The 16930-nt window shown below is 61.7% G+C and carries 18 protein-coding genes and 2 pseudogenes; 12 read left to right on the forward strand and 8 right to left on the reverse strand.

The window, feature by feature from the left end; genetic code table 11:
• Positions 1-39 precede the first annotated feature (39 nt).
• From J2S97_RS18905 to J2S97_RS18920, 4 genes are read right to left on the reverse strand one after another with little or no spacing between them, the layout of a single operon-like run.
• Positions 40-336, reverse strand: a complete 297-nt coding sequence (locus J2S97_RS18905; RefSeq protein WP_307051482.1) for a rhodanese-like domain-containing protein — start codon at positions 334-336, stop codon at positions 40-42.
• A gap of 32 nt (positions 337-368) precedes the next feature.
• Positions 369-710 carry a rhodanese-like domain-containing protein gene (locus J2S97_RS18910; RefSeq protein WP_307051483.1) on the reverse strand — a complete coding sequence of 114 codons (342 nt, stop codon included), beginning with the start codon at positions 708-710 and terminating at the stop codon, positions 369-371.
• 26 nt (positions 711-736) lie between these two features.
• Positions 737-1636 (reverse strand): sulfite exporter TauE/SafE family protein, encoded by a 900-nt coding sequence (locus J2S97_RS18915; RefSeq protein WP_307051484.1) that lies wholly within the window; start codon positions 1634-1636, stop codon positions 737-739.
• Positions 1633-2253 carry a rhodanese-like domain-containing protein gene (locus J2S97_RS18920; protein ID WP_307051485.1) on the reverse strand — a complete coding sequence of 207 codons (621 nt, stop codon included), beginning with the start codon at positions 2251-2253 and terminating at the stop codon, positions 1633-1635. The genes J2S97_RS18915 and J2S97_RS18920 overlap by 4 nt, the downstream gene beginning before the upstream one ends.
• Before the next feature lie 124 nt (positions 2254-2377).
• Between J2S97_RS18920 and J2S97_RS18925 the strand changes: the two genes are divergently transcribed.
• From J2S97_RS18925 to J2S97_RS18935, 3 genes are read left to right on the forward strand one after another with little or no spacing between them, the layout of a single operon-like run.
• Positions 2378-2635, forward strand: coding sequence for a metal-sensitive transcriptional regulator (locus tag J2S97_RS18925; RefSeq protein ID WP_017200146.1), 258 nt, complete (start codon positions 2378-2380; stop codon positions 2633-2635).
• 33 nt (positions 2636-2668) lie between these two features.
• On the forward strand, positions 2669-3076 hold the full coding sequence (locus tag J2S97_RS18930) for a DUF302 domain-containing protein (RefSeq protein WP_307051486.1): 408 nt from the start codon (positions 2669-2671) through the stop codon (positions 3074-3076).
• Between the two features lie 38 nt (positions 3077-3114).
• Positions 3115-3474 (forward strand): DsrE family protein, encoded by a 360-nt coding sequence (locus tag J2S97_RS18935; protein WP_307051487.1) that lies wholly within the window; start codon positions 3115-3117, stop codon positions 3472-3474.
• 110 nt (positions 3475-3584) lie between these two features.
• Here J2S97_RS18935 and J2S97_RS18940 read toward each other — a convergent pair whose 3' ends face one another.
• Positions 3585-4835, reverse strand: coding sequence for an IS256 family transposase (locus tag J2S97_RS18940; RefSeq protein ID WP_307051546.1), 1251 nt, complete (start codon positions 4833-4835; stop codon positions 3585-3587).
• Positions 4836-5084: 249 nt separating this feature from the next.
• Here J2S97_RS18940 and J2S97_RS18945 point away from each other — a divergent pair.
• From J2S97_RS18945 to J2S97_RS18975, 8 genes and pseudogenes are all read left to right on the forward strand, one after another.
• Positions 5085-5681: pseudogene (locus J2S97_RS18945) on the forward strand (recombinase family protein).
• Positions 5682-5810 (forward strand): helix-turn-helix domain-containing protein, encoded by a 129-nt coding sequence (locus tag J2S97_RS18950; protein ID WP_307051488.1) that lies wholly within the window; start codon positions 5682-5684, stop codon positions 5808-5810.
• Between the two features lie 120 nt (positions 5811-5930).
• Positions 5931-7172 (forward strand): DDE-type integrase/transposase/recombinase, encoded by a 1242-nt coding sequence (locus J2S97_RS18955; RefSeq protein WP_307051489.1) that lies wholly within the window; start codon positions 5931-5933, stop codon positions 7170-7172.
• Positions 7173-7584: 412 nt separating this feature from the next.
• Positions 7585-8241, forward strand: a complete 657-nt coding sequence (locus J2S97_RS18960; RefSeq protein ID WP_307051490.1) for a hypothetical protein — start codon at positions 7585-7587, stop codon at positions 8239-8241.
• A gap of 767 nt (positions 8242-9008) precedes the next feature.
• A complete protein-coding gene (locus J2S97_RS18965; protein WP_307051491.1) occupies positions 9009-9392 on the forward strand; it encodes a DUF7793 family protein in 384 nt (127 codons plus the stop codon).
• A 2043-nt stretch (positions 9393-11435) separates the two neighbouring features.
• A complete protein-coding gene (locus J2S97_RS18970) occupies positions 11436-12002 on the forward strand; it encodes a hypothetical protein (protein ID WP_307051492.1) in 567 nt (188 codons plus the stop codon).
• A gap of 320 nt (positions 12003-12322) precedes the next feature.
• Positions 12323-12646: a DUF4265 domain-containing protein gene (locus J2S97_RS24060; protein WP_373460591.1), complete on the forward strand. Its 324-nt coding sequence runs from the start codon at positions 12323-12325 to the stop codon at positions 12644-12646.
• A 141-nt stretch (positions 12647-12787) separates the two neighbouring features.
• Positions 12788-12955: pseudogene (locus J2S97_RS18975) on the forward strand (IS3 family transposase); the annotation flags it as partial.
• Between the two features lie 112 nt (positions 12956-13067).
• On the opposite strand, the gene J2S97_RS18980 reads toward J2S97_RS18975, so the two are convergent.
• The gene (locus J2S97_RS18980; protein ID WP_307051493.1) at positions 13068-13598 is read right to left on the reverse strand and encodes a hypothetical protein; all 531 of its coding nucleotides are present in this window, start codon (positions 13596-13598) and stop codon (positions 13068-13070) included.
• Between the two features lie 440 nt (positions 13599-14038).
• Here J2S97_RS18980 and J2S97_RS18985 point away from each other — a divergent pair, with 440 nt between their 5' ends.
• Positions 14039-14269 carry an integrase core domain-containing protein gene (locus tag J2S97_RS18985; protein ID WP_373460596.1) on the forward strand — a complete coding sequence of 77 codons (231 nt, stop codon included), beginning with the start codon at positions 14039-14041 and terminating at the stop codon, positions 14267-14269.
• A 1014-nt stretch (positions 14270-15283) separates the two neighbouring features.
• Here J2S97_RS18985 and J2S97_RS18990 read toward each other — a convergent pair.
• Entirely contained in the window at positions 15284-15838 is a 555-nt protein-coding gene (locus tag J2S97_RS18990) for a heme-degrading domain-containing protein (protein WP_307051494.1), read from the reverse strand.
• Positions 15839-15902: 64 nt separating this feature from the next.
• Complete coding sequence (locus J2S97_RS18995) at positions 15903-16925, reverse strand: LacI family DNA-binding transcriptional regulator (RefSeq protein WP_307051495.1); 1023 nt, start codon at positions 16923-16925, stop codon at positions 15903-15905.
• Positions 16926-16930 lie beyond the last annotated feature (5 nt).

Below are 16930 nucleotides of genomic sequence, written 5' to 3' on the forward strand. Positions count from 1 at the left end.
TCAGGCATTGCCTTGGTTAGTTTCTGCGGGACTGCGGGGTCAGGTGGTGGGGAGGCCGGCGCGGGTCCAGGCGGTCATGCCGCCGGCCATTGTGTCGGCCTTATATCCCGCACCGTTGAGCGCTTCGGCCACGGCGGCACTGCGGTTGCCGCTGCGGCAGACCGCAATGACGGGCACGGCGGGGTCCAGTTCGGAAAGACGCGCCTGCAGCTGGCCCATGGGGATGTGCAGGGCGCCGGGGATCATGCCTTCGGCGACTTCGAAGTCCTCGCGGACATCGAGGATGCAGGCGGTGGAGCGCCGCTGCCCGGCTTCGGTGATGGTGATTTCAGCCATTGGGTTCTCCTTCGAAATGTTGTGGGCTGTTGTCAGCGGACGGGTTCGCCGGCCTGGCGCCAGGCGCCGATGCCGCCGCGCAGGGAGTACGCCTCGTACCCCTGGGATGCGAGGAGCCGGGCCGCTGACGCGGAGCGTACGCCGGAGGCGCACATGGCTATCACTGCCCGGTTCTTGTTGATTCCGGCGGTGCCGGCTTGCAGCCGGTCCAACGGGAGGTGTTTGGCCTGGGGCGCCCGGCCGGAGCGCCATTCCTGGACGGAGCGGACATCGATCAGTGCGGCTCCTGAGGACAGGAGGTCCTTTGCCTCAACGACTGAGACTGTCTTGTAGGGCTTGCTGAAGGCTTTCTTCAGGGAGCTGATGAGGCCCATGGTGTTCTCCTTGATGGGTGCCAGGTTCAGGCGGGTGAGGGAATGTTGCTGCGGCGGCCGCTGCGGTTGCGCAGGGGGCAGGAGCTGATGAAGAACCAGCAAATACTTGCCGTGGCGGCTGTCAACGCTGCAACGCCGGCGGTGATGAGCCACCGCAGATCGGCCGGGGCCTGCTGGATGAGGACGAAGGTTCCCATGGCCAGAACGAACCAGCCGAATGCCTTGCGCAGCGCAGCTTCCGGGATGCGGCCGGCGAGTTTGGACCCGGCGAGGGTGCCGACGATGGCGGCGGCCGTCACGCCGAGGGTGAGGCCCCAGTCGAGCTGGACGGTGGTGAGGTAACCGGCAAGTCCTGCGAAGGACTTCATGGCGATGACCACCAGGGAAGTGCCCACGGCAACGGACATCGGCAGGCCGCCCAGCAATGCCAGGGCAGGCACCACAAGGAACCCGCCGCCCGCTCCGACCAGGCCGGTAATGAGCCCGACGACGGCGCCGTCCAGCAGCACCCTGCCAAGGGGAAGTTCATGCTTGACGGGTGCGGCGCCGTCGTCGGACTTCTTCTTCCGGCCGCGGAGCATGGCCACGGAGGTGGCCACCATCATGACCGCGAAGGCGATGAGCAGGATCTGGCCCGGGATGTGCCCGCCCAGCAGGCCGCCGACGAACGCGCCGGCCATGCCGGCCGCGCCGAAGATCAGGCCCGTCCGCCACATCACCCTTCCCCCGCGGGCATGGCTGAACACGCTCACCGCCGAGGTGACGCCGACGACAAAGAGCGATGCCGCGATGGCTTCCTTGGCCTCGAAACCGGCCACGTACACCAGGATCGGGACGGTCAGGATCGATCCGCCGCCGCCCAGGACACCGAGTGAGAGTCCGATGACTACCGAGAGGGCAAGGACCAGGAGCAGGGTGATGGTCATGAGGCTTTGGCCTCCTCCCGGACACCAGCGGCGGGGAGGGTCAGGATGGCGCTTTCGCGGGTGGGTTCCTTGGCAGCCTTGTTCCACGGCATTGCCGAGATGGCCTGGCCCATGGCGCAGGTGTTGGTGGCGGCCGAGAAGGTCAGGCCGGTGCCGATGGCGCCGGCGAGCACGCGGATCTTCGGGGAGACGAACTTGCCGCCGGCCAGGCCCAGGACCACCAGGGAACCTGCGGCGAGACGGACCTGGCGCTCAAGGTCCCAGCGGTCCTTGCCCTTGACGACGTCCCCACCGGCGGCAGCGAAGCCCGGTGCCCCGCCGGTCAGGACGTAGGCGGAGTCGATGCCGGCCTTGGCAAGGCGCTGGCGGGCCTGCTCGGCGCGGGCGCCGGACTGGCAGACCAGGACCACGCGGGAACCCAGGCGGGCGGCGAGCTCCTCAGTGTGCTCGGACAGCAGCGGCAGGGGCACGTTGTAGGAACCGCGGATGTGCATGGATTCGAACTCGGCGGCGGAGCGCACATCGATCACCACGAGGTCCTCGTGCTGGTCAATCCAGGTGCACAGGGTCTCGGGAGCAAGTGCGGTGACGGCGGGAGCCGTGGAGGGGGAAGTCATTGCTGGCCTCTCGATTGGGGGAAGGGTGAATACCCCACCCAGTATTACTGATACCCCGGGGGGTAGTCAAAACACCCTAGGGGGTATAAGATTGGACAAGCCCCCCGGACATTTGGAGAAACCCTTGGAACTCAATCCCTCAGAACTCACGCCTGTGATCAACCGGCTCAAGCGCGCCCAGGGCCAGCTCGCCGCTGTCACCCGCATGCTCGAAGAAGGCCGGGACTGCAAGGACGTCGTTACCCAGCTCGCAGCCGTGTCCAAAGCGCTCGACCGGGCCGGGTTCGCCATCATTGCCACGGGCCTTGAGCAGTGCATCGTCCAGAAGGACGCAACGATGGACAAGAAAGAGCTGGAAAAGCTCTTCCTCTCCCTCGCCTGACCAGACCGACCTTCGCCCTACCCCAGGAGAACCATGACGTACACACTCAGCACGACCGTAACTCTTCCGTGGGCCGATGCAGTTGACCGCGCCCGCGACGCCCTTTCGGCCCAAGGGTTCGGAATCCTTACCGAGATCAACGTCCGGTCCACCTTCGAGGCCAAGCTTGGCGCTGAAGCCGCTGACGCCGTCGGCGACTACGTAATTCTTGGTGCCTGCAACCCGGGCCTTGCGAGCCGTGCCCTCGCTGCAGAACCCGAAATCGGTGCGCTCCTGCCCTGCAACGTCGTTGTACGTCAAGGCAAAGACGCAGGAACGACCATCATCGAGGCCATCGACCCGCAAACCATGGTCCAACTCAGCGCTTCACCGGCTGTTAAAGAGGTCGCAGACGACGCCGGCGCCCGTCTGCGCAGGGCCCTTGCCGCAGTAGGCAACTAACGGAAAAAGTAGCGCCTGAGAACGAACGCACCCCTGAAATGCCACAAGCACCAAACGGCCCCGGCTTGCTCATCCATGCAGCAGGTCCACTTGAGCCCAACACGTTGGCAGGAATCCTGCGCAACTCAGCCAACGCACGTGCCGCGGTCACGCCAGGAACAGCCATCGAAGTCGTGGTCCAAGGCCCTGGCGTACGCCTGCTCGCTGCAGACTCGCCGGTCGGCGACGCCATCACCCACAGACAGCACTTGAACGTGAAGATTCTTGCCTGTGCAAACAGCCTTCGGTCGACAGGACTGGACACAAAAGAACTTACAGCTGGCATCAACACTGTTCCAGCAGCAGTGGCGCACCTGGCGGAGCGCCAATGGCAGGGCTGGGCCTACGTCAGGCCCTGACTCCCCGGCCTGTTACTGGCCTCGCACGCTGAGGCCCACCCACATGGTGCCCCTGCGGGCGGCGTCTCGGGACTGTCCGATAAACGGTGTGTGGGTCCGGCCGGTTTTCATTAGTGAGTGGTTCTTTCGAACCGACCGGCGAAGGTAATCGCGAACGCGTTCAGCGCAGGCTTCCACCTCATCACCCAGCGTGCCCGACCGCCGCCGGTCGGATCAAGAGACCTGGTGACCAGATACAGACATTTCAGGGCGGCGGCCTCGTTCGGAAAGTGCCCGCGGGCCCTCACAGCCCTCCGGTAGCGGGCGTTGATCGACTCGATCGCGTTCGTTGTGCAGATCACCCGCCGGATCTCCACGTCGTACTCCAGGAACGGCACGAATTCCGCCCAGGAGGACTCCCAGAGCCGCACGATTGCCGGATATCGCTGACCCCATTCGGCCGTGAACTCGGCGAACCGGTCCTTCGCCGCTTGCTCGGACGGGGCCGTGTAGACCGGCTTGAGGGCCTTGACGATGCCGTCGCGGTGCTGGCGTCCGGCGTAGCGGAAGCTGTTGCGGATCAGGTGCACGATGCACTGTTGCACCACTGTTCGCTCCCACGTGGTCGTGATGGCCTCCGGCAGGCCCTTGAGCCCGTCGCAGACGGCGATCAACACGTCTTCAACGCCCCGGTTCGTCAGCTCGGAGAATACCTGCAGCCAGAACCGGGCACCCTCGCCGCCGTCGCCGGCCCAGATGCCCAGGATCTCCCGCTCACCGTTCACGGTGACGCCCATGACGACGTAGAACGGGGTGTTGCGCACCTGCCCGTCACGGACTTTGACCACGATCGCGTCAACGAAGAGCACCGGATAGATCGGGTCCAAAGGTCGGGCCGACCATTCGGCCAGTTCCCCGGCGACCTTCTCCGTGATGCGGCTGATGGTGTCTTTGGAGACCTTGGCCCCGTAGACCTCCTCGAAGTGCGCGGCGATTTCCCCGGTGGTCAGCCCCCGGGCGGACAGCGATAGGACGATCTGGTCGATCCCGTCCAGACGCCGTTTCCGTTTGGGCACGATCACCGGCTCGAACGAGCCGTCCCGATCCCGGGGCACCTCAATCTCGACCGGGCCGATCTCGGTCAGCACGGTTTTCGGCCTGGTGCCGTTGCGCATGTTCGCTGCGATCGGCGTCTGGCCGTGCTCGTGCCCGAGGTGCTCGGTCAGTTCCGCTTCAAGCGCGGTTTCCAGCACGTTCCTCGTGAGCTGGTTCAGCAGCCCGCCCGGGCCTACCAGGCTCACGCCCTGCTCCTTGGCCTGCGCGAGCAACCGCTCCGCAAGCTCCTTCTGATCGATGATCTCTCCCGTCACAGGATCGATCATCACCCCTGTCATCGCGGTCGTGGACTCTGACACGGCCGTCTCCTTTCGGATCAGGCCGGACCCCACACACCGTTATTCAGACAGTCCCGGCGTCTCGGAAAACATAAGCTTTTCAAGACAATGTTCTGGACCTGAGAGGGGTTAGCGGCCTGCTGAAAAATCCGGGCTTGCTTATGTCTCGGAAACGCGTCTCACCATGATTTGTCTCAATGAGGGCCGGTGAGGGACTTTTTGAGTCAGAATGGCCTAATGAGGCATTTGGGGTATACGCCGAGTTAGTACTTTGAGCCAGGATGCCCAGCTGCAGCTCGACGCACTGGTTTCCGCCGGCGTGCAGAAGCGGGCCGTTTTCGCCCACGTGACCTCCGGAAGTAAGACGGCGATCGAGCGACCTGGTATGAAGAGGCTCCTCGAGTACGCAGAGGAGGGCGACACTGCCGTTGTGTGGCGGGTCGATCGGCTGGGCCGGTCATGATCGATGTGCTGAACACCGTGAACCTGCTGAGAGAACGCGGCGTTCAGGTCCGATCCATCTCAGACGGCATCGACCCGGCGACTTCGACGGGTCGGCTGATGCTGAACATGCTCGCCACGTTGGCTGAGTATGAGCGCGAGTTGATTGTCGAGCGTGTGAATGCCGGCATCGCCGCTGCCAGACAGAACGGAACACGCTTTGGCCGACCGCTAACGGATCCGCTTGTCATTACGGACAAGCTAGCCATCGCGCAGGACGCCCGGGCGAAGGGACGCACAGCGGAGGACGCGGCCCGCCTCGTGGGCTGGAGCCGTGCGACTCTTTACCGCCACCAGCAAGCCCTCGCCGCGCGCGAGGGCATCGCCATGTAGGTGTTCCTGACCGGCAAAGAGCGCTGGAGCGTCCTTCGACTTCACGTCGAGGACCAGATTCCCCTTGCCGCCCTCGCCCGTGAAACGGGGATCAGCACCCGCACTCTTCAACGTTGGCTTCGGCTCTAACGGGCTGGTGGTGCGAGTGCTCTCGACCCGCATCCGCGCGCCGATGCCGGCACGCGGCGCATAGACCCAGGAATGGTTACGTTTATCGAGGGACTTGCACTGACGAAGCCCCGCCCGAGCATGGCAACACTGCACAGACTCGCCGCGGCCGAAGCGGGCAGAAGAGGCGCGTTGGCGCCGAGCTACTCCGTTGTCCGCGAGATCGTCCAGGCACTAGACCCTGCCCTGGTGACCCTGGCTCTCGAAGGTCCCGCATCCTATCGGGACCGGCATGAACTTGTCCTTCGCCGCCGCGCCGACCGGCCCAACCAGATATGGCAGGCGGACCACACCCAACTGGACATCCTCATTAGCGGCGCCACCGGGAAACCTGACCGACCATGGCTGACGACAGTGATGGACGATTACTCCCGGGCGCTCTGTGGCTACACCATCTTCACCGGCGCACCATCAGCACTGAACACAGCCCTGGCGCTCCGCCAGGCGATCTGGCGCAAGAGCGACCCCAGCTGGGCAATGTGCGGGCTGCCCGACATCCTGCACGTGGATCACGGCTCCGACTTCACCAGCCACTACCTCGAACGCACAGCCATCGAGCTGCACGTCCGCATCATCCATTCGACCATTGGCCGTCCCCAGGGCAGAGGAAAGATCGAACGGTTCTTCGGGACCATAAACACCGAAGTTCTCTCCACCCTTCCCGGACACCTTGGGCCCGGGAACAGGAAACCACGCCCGCGCTCGATCTCCCGGGACTGGATCGCGCCATCGGGAGCTTCGTCGCCGCGTACAACGACCGGCCCCACAGCGAAATTGGGGTCTCACCACGTGATGCTTGGGTCGCTGACGGTTGGCTTCCCCGGATGCCCGAGTCCCTGGAGGACCTCGACGGACTCCTCCTGTCCGGCGGCCAATGAAGTCCTGCTCGCGGACTTCCTCGTCGGCAGATGGCACTGCAAAGGTGATTCCAGCGGTGAGTGGGATAGCGACGTCCAGTTTTTCGGCGCTGATTCTAACCTGGTCAAAGCAATCAGCCCTGACGTGGAGTTCGAGTCCAGCGGCGTCATGACCTCTTACGACGGCCCCGGCAAGAAAGCGTCCGTGTCCAGGACGGACGAGTGGGAGTACAAGGACGGCGCGCTTCTCCTTGGACAGTCATATGTCAAGATGCCTGAGCGCATTCAGGTTCCAGGGACGACGGAAGCGTTCCTTGGCCTCGGCGATGATCCCGCGAAAAGCTCTGACACAGATGCCAGGACGGAACTGACGTTCGGCCCCGACAGCATGACCATGAAGGTCGCGCAATATGTTGACGGGCATAAGGCCCTCAACCAAGGACAGACAGTCACCTGCCGAAAGTAGCTCCGACTAGGGACGGGGCCCTTTCGCAACGACGCGGAAACGTGCGCTAGCATCGCCCAGTTTTCGACTGTCAACGAGGTGCCGTCGGGGGCCCACGCGGGTTCACCGGCTACTGCAGGATTGTTGATGGCTTTCTGGGACCTCGGAGTGCTCGCCGCTCACCCAAGCGCCCGCTCCATGAAAGGGCTGTCGTTTTTGCGTTCTACTTGGCCTCCCGTCGTTGGCCCAGAACACCGTGAATCACGAATGATGGATTCAAGGTCTAATGGATACCCCAACATATTCGAGGTGTTTCAGTTACGGATGCACAAAGAATGGCCTTCCTGATCGGTGCGCCATTCATCGCTTTTGCCTCGGCGTATGGTTAGCCTGACGAATACTCATGGGTCAACGCGAGGCGACTCATTAAATATTGGGGGAAATTATGGGCTGGTTCAGCTCCACAGGCGGCGAACGTGCTGCCGACACGCGCGCGCGGGAAGCGCAGCAGAACCGCGAACACCAGGCTCGTATGAGCGATGTTGAATGGAAGCGGACGCGCCTCAAGCAGTACAACGACCGCAATCAGAAGCACAAGATGGCCGCGTTCGAGATGGAAAAGCAGGAGGCCAAGCGGGAGAACCGCCCGCCCAGGCTGTGGAGCCCCGAGCAGGTCCCGGATCTTCCACTGCCACCAGAGCTTCGTCCTCCTGAGCCTAAACGCCGTGAGCCGTGGCGGTTCGAGGGATTTTCGACCAACGACCTGAAAATGTTCAAATGGCTGGGCATCATCATCCTGCTGTATGTGCCGTTCGGTGTCGCTCTGCAGATTGTGAATGGCTGGCCGGGCATCATTAGCATCCCGGTACTGGCGGTCGTCGTTCTCACCGAAGTCTGGCTGGTTATGCGATACATGGCCAAAGGAGACACTGCGAAACTGGAGAGGGCTGAGAAGCTCAACCCGATAAACGTAGCCAAAACGTCGACTGCGTGGGCCAAGCGCAGGGCGGCCGGAGGTAAGAATTCCGATGGAAGGCCGGCTACTCAATCCAGCCAGCGTCAGGATTACCAGCCGGAGCAGGACGACTAGCTAACGTTCCTCTGCCCGCGAAAGGGACTTGTCGAGGCTCCTCACTTACCTAAGCGACTGACAACTGAGGGACGTGAGCGTCCTCTCCGCGCCGCTCTACAGGCTCCGTGGGCCCAGTAGATATCCACGGTGTATTTCGTGTTAGGGAGCAGACCCTTGATCACGGTTCCTGCTGCCATGAAGTCTAAGCGATGGGAGACAGCGGGTTACAACGCCCGAGATGCTCAGCTCGTCACGTTCCGGGACCACGACGTCGGCGTAATCAGGATTCTCTGCAGCCAGCCGCGCGGCCATGTTCGTGTCATTCAGAAGCTGACTCCACTGACTATCCCGTAGTTTCGGGTGGCGCAGGCGACTTGTGAACACTGGCTGATCGGCACTCCTCTGCAGTCAGGCCGCTTCTGTTCGGTACTCCTGTTCCCAAAGGAGACCGATAAGCTTCGCATTGTTTCGCAGGGACAGCTGACGATGCCAATGCCGCATGGAAACAGGCGCGGAGCCGGGCCGCCGGTGAGGCAACAAGACCGCCGCCCAAGAACTTAGTGCGGATGACTCCTGCACAGGCGCCCGCGGAATTGCGGGGTAGTGCAGACGAGTATGGACATTGAAATGTCAGAAGTGCCCTGCACGGAAATGCATTTTGCTCGATAGTCCTCTGCACCAACAGTCATTATCTGGGATGAAGCGTCGCCTTTGACTCGTCTTTTCGCTGCGCACCTCGAAGCAGGCGGTTATTCTTAGCTACACAAGATGCTGGGGGAGCAAAAATGAAACCAATCACCGTTGATGGCGGCAAGGGCACCGTGGAACTCGATGAGGGAGTTCTCCACCTTGTGTGGAAGGCGGGGACTGTTCTGGAGGCCGCTGATGTACATGCGGCTATGGCAAAGGTCAATGAGCTTGCCGACGGTGCCGAGTACCCGATGTTGATCGACATGGCGAACACCCAAGCAGTGACCCGCCAGGCAAAGTCTGTTTTCAGCGTCAAGTGCGCCGCTTCACGAATCGCCCTGCTTGGCTCAAGCCCGGTAAGTCGTGTCATTGCGAACTTCGCTATGGCACGGCGGACACTCCCGTGTCCCACTCGGTTTTTCACCTCCCGCCATGAGGCCATGTACTGGCTTCTCCAGACGGACCATTCCACGGATTAGTCTGCCCAATTGGGCAGCGCTGACCCGAGACGAACTGCCTGTGTCCACCTGTAGGGGATTGCTACGAGCGTAAGACAGGTGCTGCCGATGCAACGCTCCTGGGTGCGCCTGAAAACGACCGTTTCGTGGATGCCGCCTCGTGGATGCGTGTTCTTCCCCGGGTCCCAGCTAATTCAGGCCCCTCGACACGGGAAGCCCGCCGATTGGGGAGCGGCGGGCTTCCTGTGCTCGATACTACGACCCTGGCCCGTTGCAGCGACTCTTGTGCAGAATATATGCCGAGAGCTAACGTGAATCCATGGCCAGCGCGCCGCGTGCCGCGATTCCCCTTGCGGCCATCTTGCTTCTGGCGGGATGCACCTCGCCCCCGCCATCCTCCGACGGATCGACATCTGCAACCTCCATCCCGGACACTACTCTTTCGTATCCGACAGGCGGACCGGAAGGGTTAGCACTCGTCACCGTGGATGCCGACAAATATGGACTCGCGCCAGTTCCACAGTCGAAAGACCCGTCGAAAGAGTCGATCGCAACCTGGGCCGAACAGTACTGCGCAAGGTCGGAACTCTCGCCGTGCACAGGAATTGAGGATCGTAGCGCGCCACTCTGCATCGAGAAATGGGACTGCCACCCAGCGCTCCTGGTGCCCTTTGAACAAGGAGTGGCAGCATTCGTGTCGGGCGGAATCTTCCAGCAACCCCAGATCTTCGCAGTCTGGCGAACCGAATCCGACCCAGAAGCCGCGAAATATGGCGGCGCCCGGAAGATTCTTGATGAGTACCTTCTCACCGTGGGGGTGTGCCCTGACAACGGGCGCGGGAATCCCCGAGGGACCACTTGTCGGTAATTCCTTCAAGGCGGCCTCGACCAAGGACAGCCACGAAAACTGGTGACACCCATCCTTCAGCCCACACCTCACCGCGGGCTGCCGGGGGACAAATAGCGTTGCGAAAACACCGCCATTTACCCCTGCGGGTCACACGTTCGAGTGCCGCACGGAGTCTCGCAAGGATGGCCTGAGGACTCGGTGCTAAACGCCCGTTCAAGGTTCCTCCATGGGTTCCGCTCACGGACACACAATCGCAGTGCAGACGACTTCTGACATTCAGTGCAGGCGACTTCTGATGTCGTTTTCAGAAGCTGGCTGCACAAGCTTCCCCTGAATTTTAGGGTTTGTGCAGAGGGCTTGTGGTCACTAGCTGGCCGGTACTCTTATGCACAGAGCTTCCGTTCGCTCGGTACTCCTATTCACAAATGCACAGGTATGTCTCGAAACCCAAGGGGTTTCGAGACAACTTACGGATCCGCTGTCACTGCCAATTTCGCCGGAGTCGGGTGAGCGAATCGCTTCTTGGGAGACCGATTACTCGGAGGGCATTCCGATTGGCGGATCCGGTGATACGGCATGGTTTGATGAAGACCGCATACTTTTGCGCCTCATCAGGGAGGCTTGCGGAATACGCATGACGTCAGAGTGACCGAACCTTGGTGGAACGCTGGTTAAGATCATTGGCACCGGTTCGGTAACCTGTCGACCAAACGACATTGCTCCCAGGGAGCTGCCAACCATGCCTAACAGCTCTGCGGGCGGTCAAACCGGCAACGCCCGTCTGTAAGCCCCGGTTGATAGGTTTGCGGAAACCATGTTGAAGGCTGTCGGTGACGGTCGAAAACTGAGCCATAGTGACGGCCCACGAAACGGCTCACTTTTCGACCGGCGCTGACAAAGGCTTTTAAGCAGGACGGAGCAAGCCTGGAATCAGACCCCAAGGACCTAATGGAGCTCCGGCGTGCGAGCGATGCCCAGCCCCCGTGGTTGCTCGACCTTGTCCAGACGGAGATCGGCGGCGGGAGGTTCGATTTCGGCCAATTCTCGAAAATCGAGGTCCGCCCTGATGCGACCGCCCTTCGTATCAGCGGGCTTGACCAGCCGGCGTTGAGCGACTGGTCTCCAGCTACGGAAGGCAGTTCACAGCGATTGAGCTCTGGAAGTGCCCCAAGCTTGAGGACCTTACACCGTTTGAGGACCTGTCAGGACTCCGGATGGTCTCGTTCTATTGGAATCAGCGGTCAACGCGATTGTGGAACCTTTCGTGTACGCCGCATCTGACTGCGTTGCGCGTGGAGGATTTCACCCGGCTCCACCGGCTGGATGACCTCTTGAGCGGGCACGCACTGAAGGAGCTCATCCTCGGTGACGCGGTTTGGAGCAAGACCACTTTCGAGACGCTGGAACCCCTGGCCTCGCTGACGGGATTGCTGAGCCTGAGCTTACTTCCCAAACGCATCGACGATGGTCGTATCCAGCCTCTTGGTCCGCTGACCAACCTTGAGAAGTTATTGATCCCATTCAACCTGTTCACGACAGAGCAGATCGCTTGGCTCCGAGCACGATTGCCTGAAACTCTGGAATCAGATGCCTTGAACGCCCTTCTTCCGCTAACGACGCCCTTCGAAGTCGACGGCAAGCTGTTAGATGTTCTCCTGGTTGGGAAGCGTAAGCCGTGGCTCAACTCCGAACTGGACGCGGCAAGAATCCAAAAGCACGTTTCCACGTTCGAAGAAATGGTCACTAGCTTTCGAAACGAACCCGACCTCGAGCCGACGTAACCAATTGAAGCGAAACCCTGCCCGTATCCAACTTCACTACGGCCGGATATCGGTTGGAATACGTCCATTCAAGGACCCCTCTAATGGGACGGTCCGGGCCACATCCACTGCTGACGGCCGTGTTGCAAGCTTTCGGCCTTTTGCCAGCCGCTAGGCTCGGCGCATGGACGAATATCGGCTCCACCCGAGCCTGGTCACTCATTGGCGGGACGGACAGCTGGAACCTTGGCCGGAAGCTGCGGCAGCGACTGAAACAGTATGGTTCGCACTGCCAGAGGAACCTGACGGTGTCAGGTACTGGGAAGGACTGAAAGGGCGGAGTGAAAAGCGATGGCACGTTTACTGTTCTCGGCGTGCCAGCCTACGTGTACGACCTTAATCTGGGTGACCGCGTCACCGTAGTCCGATCTGCAGAGGGGCCCCTTGTAGCAACAGGCATTGCCCACGATGCCGGCAACTACACCTTCAGGTATTACCTGCTCGACCCGGGCGACGTCTCGGCTTGGTATCCGCTGGCCCAAGAGTTCGCATCCCTGGGCTGTCTGATCGACGTTCTGACACCCAGTCTGACGGCGGTGTCCTGCGTTCCCGAGGCATCTCGATCTGAGCTGCTGTGGAGATCTCGGACAGTGGGCCCTCTTTAAATGAGGGTCTACCGAAAGTAGAGATCAGCATGACCGAATCACGCAGACGATTTACCTAGGAATTCAAAGACGAGCTGTGCCGCGAGGTGATCAACACGTCCAAGCCGATCAAGGACGTGGCCACCTCGTACGGTGTAGGCCGAGTCGGAGGGCACCTACGGGTACCGGCGCATTCACGCTGATCTCGCAGCGGAACAGACCGAATGCTCTCGCGAGCTGGTGCGGCAGATCATGCGCTATCAGGGCCTGGTGGCCTGTCAACCACGCCCGTTCCGCATCACCACCGAGGCTGACGCTAAGGCAGCCGCGGGACCCGGTTGTGCGTTCGACTACACCCTCAACGAGATCGCGCCGTCGACGTCAGAGAACCGGGGCCTGGCCCCGGCTCTCCGACTTGCGCGAAACTACTGGGCTGCGATGGTCATGGCCCGGTGATCGTGATGTAGTCGCCGGTGAAGCCGGCGAAGTGCAGCGTGTAGGTGAAGCTGCTGAGCGTGATGGTTCCTCCGAGCAGTTCCTTGGTCCAGTTGCCGTTGGGGCAGGTCGCTTGGGCCTCGAACTGTGCCGCCGTCGGGACGGTCGACGAGCTCAGCGCTGGGACCCTGAGCCTGCCGTTCTTGGGCGCGATGTCTCCGGTGGTCGCCTCGGCGGCCTTGACCTGAGACTTGACCTCGACGATCTGGCCACCGCGGTTGCGGCATTGGACCGTGGCCGTGTAGGTCGTGATCAAGGTTGCTGTGGCGTTGGTGTTTCCGACGCCCGCCAATTCGAACGTGGTGCAGCTGACGACCTGGGTTGCTGTGTTGACGCTACAGCCGATCGTTCCCGACTGAAGATGCGTGCCCGTCGGGGCGGCAGCGGGAGTGATGGTGGTGGCGGCCAGCGCCGATGTGGTGACGCCGAACATGAGCATCGCCAGTGCGGCGATGATTGCAAAAAATCGCTTATACATCTGTGTCTCCTGTGGCAAAAGTGGTAAGACTTGGCCTCCGCTAATCAGCGGGGAAAAGGACCCCCCAGTCAGTCCCAACAGTTGCTCGTCGGGATTTCTGCTCTCGCTATTCCCGGCCCTCCAACAAGACACCTAGCGGAACGAGACCACAAGGGTAATCAGCACTATCTTTTGATGCGAAGTCACGATTTACGGTCGCAGGAACGTGGCTACGGCGCCCGTGACAATTGACCAGGTAACAGGCAGCGCCTGAAGACGGGTGGTTCCCGGGGCAGTTGTAGTGTCGTGGCTACCCAGGGGTGGCGGGTATGGCTGTGGCTGCTGTGCCGGACGGTTTTGCCTGACGGCTTCGAAGGAATGGCCGCCCGCACCCCCGCGATGACCCGACTGCTAAATTGGGAGACGCGACATCATCGCCGCATAAGGACATGACCGCGCGGTTGGGGCGCACGGGCATGTGCTGGGACAACAGCATGGCCGAATCGTTCTTCTCAGCCCTGAAAAACGAGCGCGTTTATCGGACTGTTTACACGACTAAATCACAGGCCCGGAGCGACGTCATCCGCTACATCGAGGGGTTTTACAACAGCGGGCGCCGTCACTCCGCGCTCGGTTACCGTCGACCTAACGAAGTCCACTATGGTTATCAACAGCCAGCTCTGGCAGCGTAGAAGAATCCACTAATTCCGCTGTCCGAATTCCCCGCAGCAGCTCAGACCCCTCGTCAGAGGGTTTTTGCTTTAATGTGTGGACATTGTCCCCAGTTGGGTCCCTCTGACGCTGTCCGCGGTTTGTGCCTGGCGCCGCGGTGGCCTGTTCGGTTGTGTGGGTGGCGGGGTGAGGGTCTTGGCCGGTGGGCCTTCCGCCTGCTGATGTGCGGTCCTTCGGGTCTCCGTTCTGGCTCCTGTGCTGGCTGGTGTTGGTCCTTCACCAATTCATGGTGCCGAGTTGTGGTGACGACATGACCAAGCCAAATCTTCTTCGAGGATCTTCCGCGGATAGCTGCCTTCTACGCACCAGGCAGTGTGCGCTCATCGCGTGTTTGTCCGGCCAAAGGGGGTGTGCACATTGTGCACACTTTTGTGCACGGGCGGCTTTTGGACCTTCACTTTGGTCCCTATCCTCCTGGTTCTGCCGACACCATTTCATGCGGTTCTCTGTTGCACGCGACATGACTTTGCGGCACCAGACCGTCGGTGTCGTAGGACGTTCCGGGTGCAGCGGGAAACGTCTCCGGGGGGTCTGTGGATGGCGTCCGATCCGTCGTCAGGGTGCAGGTGTGTGGGATCTGGACTTTCTTCCGGGCTGTCCTGGCTTGGTTGATCCGTCATAAATGTTCAAACTCGGCCGCGGCCCATGTACATGCATCTCTGAGTGATCTTCAACGGCCATGAGCGGGCTGGCGTGGATGACCGGAAAGGGCCGGTGGATCAGCGGGGGATATAGGAAAACGGAGTTTGTCCCGCAAGCTGATGGTTGCGAGACACGATGGTGGCACACAAGCCGCCTTAGATGCTTCACGGCGCCGGGCGTCGCGCCACGCTGTCCCTTCGGTCCTGTCCGCGTTGATTGTCAGCGAGCATTGTTGTGAGCCAAGGACCCCCAGGGCACTCCCGCTAGGGCAGAGTTCAGAAACTGTACATGTACGGGCCGGCTCGGTCGCCCGGTCGGGCTCGGGTTCCTGCTTAGTCCTTGATGCGGTCGCGGAACGCGGTCAGTGCCTCGACGACGAAGTCGTGATCATCCTTCTGCGGCAAGCCGGACACCGTTACGGTTGCCACGTGCCCGGTGCCTTTCACATACACAGGGAATGCCCCGCCATGAGGTGCATAGCGAGTCTGGTCGAACCAGCCGTTGTCTTCAATGCTTCCTCCGCCGACGCGGCCCTTGAGACCGACCAGAAGCGACGGCTCGGCATACCGCTCCGCCGTCCTGCTCTTTTTCTCCACCCAGATTTCGTTGTCCGGTGTGGCGCCGGGCAGGGAGACGTGGAAGAAAACGTGCTCGTTCCGGCGGATGTCGATGGCGACCGGGAGCTTCCGGCCGGTGGCCATCTCCACCAGCAACAGGCCAAGGGCGAGGGCGTCGGACTGGTTGAAACTGCCCAGCTGCAAAGTGCGGACCTCGCCTTCGATGCGTTCGATCAGCCACCGTAGCGCCGATTCGGACTGCTTGTCCGGGGAGTCCGGGTCGAATTCTGCCTCTGATGCGGCCGAAGGAGCAGCGGGTTCGGGGTCCATAAAATCATTTCCTGTCTGTTGGCTGTCCCGGGCGGTTCCCAGAGGGACTTACCGCACGGTGTGGTTACGTCCGGGGCCGCCAGGTGGCCGTGGAGGACCGGATCTTGAGCTGGGGCTGAATGAGGGTCAGTTGCGTTGGCATGTCCGCGTTCCCGTCGGAGAGGCGGGTCATCAGCATCTCGGTGCCTTTTGCCCCGATCTCCTGGGGGAATCCGGCCACGGATGTCATGGGAGGAACCTGGCTTGCGGCGATGCGGGTGTCATCGAAGGATGCCACTGCGAGGTCACGGCCCGGTTCCAGTCCGCGGCGGCGCATCTCGTCGTAGACGCCCTGGGCGACGGCGTCGTTATAGGCAATGATCGCGTCGGGCAGTTTTCCCTGGTCGAAGAGCCGGCCGACAGCGGCGGCGCCGCCTTCCGGGGTTATGGGACTGCGGAACTCGTCCATGCTCCACACTTCGCAGCCATTGGGTTCAAGCGACGTCCGTAGGCCTTCCTCCCGTTCGGCCAGGGATGACGCCGCCAGGCCGCCGAGGAACGCCACGCTCCGGCAACCCAACGCCCAGAGGTGACCGCCGAGCATGGTTGCGCCCTTGACGTTCTCACTCCCAACGTAATCGAAGCCGGCGAACCGGCGTGCGAGCAGCACCACCGGGACACCGGCGGCATTGACCTGCTTCGCGAGTTTCTCGGGGTCTGTGTCCGGCGCCGGAAGCAGGAGGATCCCGTCGACCTGGCGTTCGATCATGGAGGAGATAATTTCGTGCTGGCGATCAGCATGGTCGCGGCTGTAGCCGATGAAGATGGTGTAGCCGGAGTCATGGGTGATCTCGTCGACAGCCATCGCCAGTTCGGCGAAGTAGGGGTTGATGATCTCAGTGACGATGAGCCCTATGGTCATGGACCGGCTCTGCCGCAGGTTGGCGGCCTGCCGGTTGTACACGTAGCCCAGCTCGTTCATCGCTTCGCGTACCTTCGCCGCCGTGGACTCCGGGATGCGGGAGCTGCCGCGAACGACGAGGGAAGCCGTGGAACGGGAGACGCCGGCAGCCTTGCTCACGTCTTCAAGGGTGATGCGCGGGGCCATGCTGT

The sequence above is a fragment of the Arthrobacter oryzae genome (genome assembly GCF_030812315.1).
Taxonomy (GTDB): Bacteria; Actinomycetota; Actinomycetes; order Actinomycetales; family Micrococcaceae; genus Arthrobacter; species Arthrobacter oryzae_B.

Coding starts and splice junctions, on each gene's coding strand:
- J2S97_RS18935 (WP_307051487.1), top strand. CDS start 3,115: ATGCCACAAGCACCAAACGGCCCCGGCTTGCTCATCCATGCAGCAGGT.
- J2S97_RS18905 (WP_307051482.1), bottom strand. CDS start 336: ATGGCTGAAATCACCATCACCGAAGCCGGGCAGCGGCGCTCCACCGCC.
- J2S97_RS18910 (WP_307051483.1), bottom strand. CDS start 710: ATGGGCCTCATCAGCTCCCTGAAGAAAGCCTTCAGCAAGCCCTACAAG.
- J2S97_RS18980 (WP_307051493.1), bottom strand. CDS start 13,598: ATGTATAAGCGATTTTTTGCAATCATCGCCGCACTGGCGATGCTCATG.
- J2S97_RS18955 (WP_307051489.1), top strand. CDS start 5,931: ATGGCAACACTGCACAGACTCGCCGCGGCCGAAGCGGGCAGAAGAGGC.
- J2S97_RS18930 (WP_307051486.1), top strand. CDS start 2,669: ATGACGTACACACTCAGCACGACCGTAACTCTTCCGTGGGCCGATGCA.
- J2S97_RS18965 (WP_307051491.1), top strand. CDS start 9,009: ATGAAACCAATCACCGTTGATGGCGGCAAGGGCACCGTGGAACTCGAT.
- J2S97_RS18990 (WP_307051494.1), bottom strand. CDS start 15,838: ATGGACCCCGAACCCGCTGCTCCTTCGGCCGCATCAGAGGCAGAATTC.
- J2S97_RS18970 (WP_307051492.1), top strand. CDS start 11,436: ATGGTCTCGTTCTATTGGAATCAGCGGTCAACGCGATTGTGGAACCTT.
- J2S97_RS18995 (WP_307051495.1), bottom strand. CDS start 16,925: ATGGCCCCGCGCATCACCCTTGAAGACGTGAGCAAGGCTGCCGGCGTC.
- J2S97_RS18920 (WP_307051485.1), bottom strand. CDS start 2,253: ATGACTTCCCCCTCCACGGCTCCCGCCGTCACCGCACTTGCTCCCGAG.
- J2S97_RS18940 (WP_307051546.1), bottom strand. CDS start 4,835: ATGATCGATCCTGTGACGGGAGAGATCATCGATCAGAAGGAGCTTGCG.
- J2S97_RS18915 (WP_307051484.1), bottom strand. CDS start 1,636: ATGACCATCACCCTGCTCCTGGTCCTTGCCCTCTCGGTAGTCATCGGA.